The following is a 6,050-nucleotide window of genomic DNA, read 5'->3' on the forward strand; positions in this document are numbered from 1 at the left end:
ACGACTCATGATACAGAGCAACTAAAATTATTTATGGGGATCATTAATTTTGAATTTTGTTAGCGTAGCGTTAGCGAGTCCGCGTTCGCTTTTAGCGTCTCGTAGAGAGCGTCATTTTGAATTTTGAATTCGGAGCGTACCCCTGCGGGGATCTTGTGATGTTTTTTGCTGCGAAAAACTTGCTAACTCTGATGCTAAAGTCTCTTCTAATACATCTATAATTGCGTGCGGGTCTGTAGGGGACTTCATCATTTGGGCTTCCGGGTCAAATCGATTTTTGACATTGGGAGTATCTTGGCGTAATTCCTCAACCAAACTGATCAGTTTCGCAATTTTTTGCTCAGACAGCAGGTTGAGTTGAAGGCTAAGTTGCGTCCGTTGCTCTGCTAATTTTTCTTGTCGCTCTTGTTTAATCAACACCCCAGTTGAACCCCTTAACCGCTTCGCTCAATCAAGAGCGATGTCTGCCACTGCCACAAATCCACTCGTTGAGCCACCCAGATTGTTACAGGCATCGGCAGACACGGAGCTTCGCGTGTGTGAGGTCAAAGCTTGCTATAACAAGCTTAAGAGAAAGAGTAATTGAAAATATAGGGCTATATAGATTATTCTATTATTGATTTAGTAATGAAAATGTCTAAAAGCAGATGGTGGTCGCCATCTGCTTATTAAGACTCCTAATTGAGATCACCAAGTAGGAGGTTATTTTATGTTGCCAAAAAATTCTAACGAGACATATCCACAAAAAGATAGAGAGTTTTTAGAGCAAATACCGCAAAGTCAATCTCCATCCCTCAATGGTTTAAGGGTACTTGTGGTAGATGACAATGACGATTGCTTGTGTATAGTTACGTTTATTTTGTCAGATTACCAGGCACAAACCAAAACGGCAACATCGGTGGATGAAGCTATAGAAGCAATTGAAGAGTGGAAACCAGATATTGTGATCAGCGACATCGGGATGCCTGACAAGGACGGTTACTCACTAGTTACCTCCATCAGAAACAAAGAAGCGTCAATGGGTGGGTTTCTTCCAGCCGTGGCTTTAACAAGTTATGCGTATCAAGAAGACATTAGAGAAGCAATAGATGCAGGGTTTCAAGAGGTTATTCGTAAGCCTTTTGAACCTGATGAGCTTGTTGCAGTTGTAGCAAGGCTTACAGGACAAACTATATAAAGATAAGTCCAACTCATAGCCTTAGAACTTAAGAGCCATTAGATAGCGGTAAACCACAGGTTCATGACTTTTAATCGCTATGGAGCGCTCGCACCCCTAAACAGGTGATTTAGCACCTGAATTTTAAGTACCTCACTTTGGAGCATTGCTCCCAGTAATAACTAACTCGTGCAAGTCACCTGCAATTTATTCAGTAAAATCCAGATTCATTTACAGTAAAGTTTACAAGCATAAGGAATTTGGCTTAAAGAACTGCCTCTTCGTTGAAAACTGAAGACATGATCTCAAGCGTTAGAAATTTGGCACAAATTGAATCAGGGGAATACGAATAATAAACTCAGCACCAACTCCTGGTTGGGAAATGCATTCTAAACAACCGCGATGTTTTTGTGTGATAATTTGGTAACTAATAGCCAGTCCCATTCCTGTACCTTGTCCAACAGGCTTGGTTGTAAAAAAGGGATTAAATATTTGCTTTAAAGTATCTTCTGGTATTCCTATTCCGTTGTCGGCAATACTAATTGTGACTTGATCTGGTTCTAGTAATTTGGTGCGAATATAAATTCGGGGATTATCGATTAAATTGAATTTTTTTGTTGCCCACCGACCTTTAACCGATGAATCTTCTAAAGCATCGAGCGAATTCACTAAAATATTCAGAAATACTTGGTTTAACTGCCCAGGATAACATTCAACTAAGGGGAGGCTACCGTATTCTTTAATCACCTCAATTTGCCGGCGCTGGTTAGCAGGGTTGAGGCGGCTTTGGATGAGCATTATCGTACTATCAATTCCCTGATGAATATCAACTGCTTTCATTTCAGCTTCGTCTAAGCGTGAGAAAGTCCGCAGGGAAAGAACAATATCTCGAATCCGCTCTGCTCCCATCATCATCGATTTGAATAATTTGGGGAAATCTGACCTTAAAAAATCTAGTTCAATGAAATTTGCAAACTCCTCAATTGCCTTGATTGATTGGGGATAATGTTTTTGGTAGATATCTAATAGTGAAAATAAATTTTGGGTGTATTCATCAGCCGACTTCAGATTGCCATAAATAAAGCTAACTGGGTTGTTAATTTCATGGGCAATTCCAGCCACTAATTGTCCCAAACTGAGCATTTTCTCATTTTGAATTAACTGAGCTTGAGCCTGCTGTAAGTCTTTGAGAGCTGCGGCGAGTTCTTCCTTCTGACTTTGAGTTTGTTTGAGTAATTCCGCTTGCTGTAATGCTACACCTAGTTGAGAAGCAATTTGGCTAAGTATATATACTTCATCTGTTTGCCATTTTCGAGGTGCATCGTTTTGGTAAACTGCTAGCAGTCCCCAAAGTTGTTGACTTTGATAAATAGCGGTAATCACGTAAGCTCTTGCCTGGCATTGCTCTAAAATTTTCAGGTAGCACTTACTAAAGCCAGCACTATAAACATCGTGACAAACACGATAAGTTTCATTTTGAGAAAAGCGCCCTCCCTGTGTATCTTGTAAATAAGTATCCACAATTGGAGGAATAGATAAATTTTTCAAGCTACATTCACTGACATTTTCTACTAATTCTGGCTGATGCACTTGCTGCTGAATTAGAGGCAACCAACCTTGTGCTAAGGATTCAGAGACAAATGTTCCACTCCAATCTGGATTGAAACGATATAAAATTACGCGGTCAGAGTTGAACAATTGCCTAATTTCTTGAGTGGTTGTCTGAAAAATATATTCTAAGTCAAGAGATTGACGGATCTTTTCAACGGTGATAGCAACAATTCTCTGAGATTCCGCTACTTCGAGTGCTTCTATTTGTAGTAACTCTACAGCCTGAGAACTGGTTTTGTCTAAGTATTTATTGGGCTGTAACACGATTTTTAAGAAGAGTTTAAGATAATTAAGAATGAGTCTATTATAACGCTTCAAAAGGATTCATCAAAACTGCCTAACCTTTCGTGAGCAAGTAAGATTTATAGCTATTGCTTTTCTGAACAATTACAAATCACCAATAATTCTCAGTATTAATACTTTATAACTTTTATTTATCTTTATGTAATTTGGTGTTTTTGTACCTATCTACTTAGATTTATTTACTATTTCATCAGTAATCATATTTATTTATAAAAAAAATTCTTATTTAATATGCTAGATATCTACATTAATACTAAAACACTTGATAACAGTCATACATAAAATTACAATAGTAAAGGGATGTCTCTCTAGGCGATGGCGTAACTAGACTTTAGTAGGACTCTCTGACCGGAGTCATTTGTAGCTAAGGACTGATGTATGTTTCTTTTACTGACTGATAAAGTATGGATACCAAAACAGAGTTTTAATTATGAAGCGTTCTGACATATCGAAAATTATGGGTTCTGGCATTCTAGCAGTCGGTCTAGCCATAACTCCCCTAATTATGCCCGCCTTAGCTCAGAGCAGCACATCCCCTCAGACAAACACCACTTCAACTACAGATAACACCTCGCTTCAAGGAGCTGATAGGAGAGATAACGACCATTTTAATTGGGGCTGGTTAGGCTTACTGGGTTTAGTAGGTTTGGCTGGTTTAGGTAAACGCAATCGCTCTGAACCTACTGCTTACCGCGACCCCAATGTAACTCCTTAGCACAACTCCAATAGAATGAAGAAGGGGAAAGGGAACCAGTGACTTAAAAGCAGGCGTTTCAAATAAAGACGCGGCTTACTTCTCTCTACGAGACGCCAAGGGCGAACGCACTACGTGTCTCAAAAATCTTCTTTTTTTGTTCGACCTATTTAAAAACAGGGGCTTTATACCTTGTGGGGAAAAGTTCTAAATTCTGTGCCCTTTCCCCTTCCCCTTTTCCCCTTCTTGGTAAGTTCTACCGAAAACAGAAATTAGATAGATTTTTAAACGCCAGACAAAATACGGGAATTTCTCGAAAAAATCTCGCGGCTCCAAATACCCTAATGCTTACCTGGCGAGTGGGTATTTACAGTTAGGTACAAGGGAAATTCCGGCTATTTATCCCCGCTCTTGATCCGGAACTTCAAAAAATAAATGCAGCTATAGACTCGTCTGACTTCCCATTAACCGCATCAACGCCAACAGTTAATCTAGAATAATTAACTAAAACGGATTCAAGTAAAGCTACTGATTTAGCACAACCATAACTAGAAAATAAACAACCCCAACTAGAGAAACGAATACCACCAGATAAAAAATTAGAGACAGTAACTAACAGCAAAGGTCTACTCTTCACTGTTTGGGAGGAGATACAAGTGAGTACCTGTAACTTTGGCTCCCAATCGGCTTTATTAGCAGGTGAAACTATGGGGGGAGTGATTTGATTTTGGTCTGACGAGTCAATTTTTAAATCAATGTTTATTTGATTTAAATCTTTTTTTTCTACCAAGTCATCTAAACTGGTGTGGGTGGTGTGGAAGTCTTGATTTATATGGCTTTGTTGGTGTGGCGACTGGGGTGGATCTGCTTTTGAATTTAATATGACAATTTGGGATGTGCTTGATGAGTTGTCCGAATCTCCACCCACATCTTCACTTGTACCGATGTGGGAATGTTTAGATGCGGAGCTTGAAAAATTACCCTTAGAGGCACAGTTATTAACCGCAGCGCTTGCCTTCAGTCAAATTGCGGATATTCTCAAGTCTCGTGCCGAAGTGCTGTTGCAAGATACCTGCGATCGCAATAACCCAAAGGGGCCAATTGTTAGCACCGATCTCTTTGCTGGTCTAGTGCGGACAACAATGCACCTAGATTTAGATGATTTGATTGAACCGCAAACACCACAAACCTTTAAACCACTGGCCCACACCAATTTTCATCTCCTACTGAGTTGGGTGATTCTGTAGCAGCACCTGTTGAAAAAGCAAATGTTTTGGCAATGCTTGATGAGGTAACAACTTTAGAAGATGTCCGCAATTTGGCATCAGATGAAGATGTCCAAAAATGGCAGAGCGCGTAGGCGTAGCCCGTCGTAGACATCGCTAACCATCTGATAAATGTCAAAGGTGAAATTTCTTTAACTCAACTCCAAGGTGGATTAAAAATGCCGATGGTAGAAGTATGGTTGGGATTATTGCTGGGTGGGTTTACACTAGAACAGCGTGGTGATTTTTATCACAATCAAAATGTCTGGGTGAAAACCTCTCTAACTTCGGCCATCTTCAACGGCATTGTACAGCATTCATAAGTCTGAAGTTGGAGGTAATTCACTTCCCAATACTACTTGGTTAAAAATTGGGTTTGAGCAAAAGGAGTAGAAAGCTCAATCTATAAGGTCATTAGTTCTTCAAAGCTAAACTCTTATCGAAGCATTGACAACAAGATGACCTGAGAAAAAGTTTCCACAAATTCCACCACAACTGTTTGCAATTCACTTATGAGCCAGTATATTTACAGTAGTCTCACAGATGATGAAGAACTTAATTTTTCTGAGGAAGCAGAGGTTTTCGTTTTTCCCACTTCTTTCGCCCAGCAGCGATTGTGGTTTCTCGACCAGTTAGCACCGGGGAATCCATTTTACAACGTCTCAACAGCACTTCACCTGACAGGTTCCCTTAACTTCGCCGCCTTAAAGCAGACATTCAACGAAATTGTACGTCGTCACGAAACGTTACGTACTAAGTTTGTTATGGTAGAGCAGCAAGCAGTACAGGCGATTTCACCTAGCTTAACCATACCTCTTCCCTTAATAGACCTACGCAATTTCGACAGATCAGAACGCGGCACACGAATGCAGCAAATCGTAACCCAAGAGGCTCAACATCCTTTCAATCTAACCACTAGGCCATTACTGCGAGTAAAGCTGCTGCAACTGGATGAAGCAGAATATCTGCTGCTGCTAAATCTACATCACATAGTTGCCGATGGCTGGTCAATTGGAGTGCT

Annotated in this window: 9 protein-coding genes; 6 read left to right on the forward strand and 3 right to left on the reverse strand. The window is 40.2% G+C overall.

Annotated features, from left to right (window positions below):
• Nucleotides 1-111: 111 nt before the first annotated feature.
• The gene (locus tag V7K76_RS25805; RefSeq protein ID WP_334953025.1) at nt 112-420 is read right to left on the reverse strand and encodes a DUF1003 domain-containing protein; all 309 of its coding nucleotides are present in this window, start codon (nt 418-420) and stop codon (nt 112-114) included.
• 289 nt (nt 421-709) lie between these two features.
• Here V7K76_RS25805 and V7K76_RS25810 point away from each other — a divergent pair, with 289 nt between their 5' ends.
• On the forward strand, nt 710-1,177 hold the full coding sequence (locus V7K76_RS25810) for a response regulator (protein ID WP_334953023.1): 468 nt from the start codon (nt 710-712) through the stop codon (nt 1,175-1,177).
• A gap of 291 nt (nt 1,178-1,468) precedes the next feature.
• On the opposite strand, the gene V7K76_RS25815 is transcribed toward V7K76_RS25810, so the two are convergent.
• Nucleotides 1,469-3,031 carry a GAF domain-containing sensor histidine kinase gene (locus tag V7K76_RS25815; RefSeq protein ID WP_335030197.1) on the reverse strand — a complete coding sequence of 521 codons (1,563 nt, stop codon included), beginning with the start codon at nt 3,029-3,031 and terminating at the stop codon, nt 1,469-1,471.
• A 469-nt stretch (nt 3,032-3,500) separates the two neighbouring features.
• Between V7K76_RS25815 and V7K76_RS25820 the strand changes: the two genes are divergently transcribed.
• Nucleotides 3,501-3,785 (forward strand): WGxxGxxG family protein, encoded by a 285-nt coding sequence (locus tag V7K76_RS25820; RefSeq protein WP_334953019.1) that lies wholly within the window; start codon nt 3,501-3,503, stop codon nt 3,783-3,785.
• Between the two features lie 403 nt (nt 3,786-4,188).
• On the opposite strand, the gene V7K76_RS25825 is transcribed toward V7K76_RS25820, so the two are convergent.
• The gene (locus tag V7K76_RS25825) at nt 4,189-4,554 is read right to left on the reverse strand and encodes a hypothetical protein (protein ID WP_335030198.1); all 366 of its coding nucleotides are present in this window, start codon (nt 4,552-4,554) and stop codon (nt 4,189-4,191) included.
• 91 nt (nt 4,555-4,645) lie between these two features.
• Here V7K76_RS25825 and V7K76_RS25830 point away from each other — a divergent pair, with 91 nt between their 5' ends.
• From V7K76_RS25830 to V7K76_RS25845, 4 genes are all read left to right on the forward strand, one after another.
• The gene (locus V7K76_RS25830) at nt 4,646-5,011 is read left to right on the forward strand and encodes a hypothetical protein (protein ID WP_335030200.1); all 366 of its coding nucleotides are present in this window, start codon (nt 4,646-4,648) and stop codon (nt 5,009-5,011) included.
• Entirely contained in the window at nt 4,996-5,124 is a 129-nt protein-coding gene (locus V7K76_RS25835; RefSeq protein WP_335030201.1) for a hypothetical protein, read from the forward strand. Before V7K76_RS25830 ends, V7K76_RS25835 begins: the two co-directional genes overlap by 16 nt.
• Before the next feature lie 84 nt (nt 5,125-5,208).
• Complete coding sequence (locus V7K76_RS25840) at nt 5,209-5,352, forward strand: hypothetical protein (RefSeq protein WP_335030202.1); 144 nt, start codon at nt 5,209-5,211, stop codon at nt 5,350-5,352.
• A 189-nt stretch (nt 5,353-5,541) separates the two neighbouring features.
• The coding region (locus V7K76_RS25845; RefSeq protein WP_335030203.1) for a condensation domain-containing protein at nt 5,542-6,050 on the forward strand (509 nt) is incomplete at its 3' end.

It is taken from the genome of Nostoc sp., assembly GCF_036917975.1.
In the GTDB taxonomy this organism is placed as follows: Bacteria; Cyanobacteriota; Cyanobacteriia; order Cyanobacteriales; family Nostocaceae; genus Nostoc.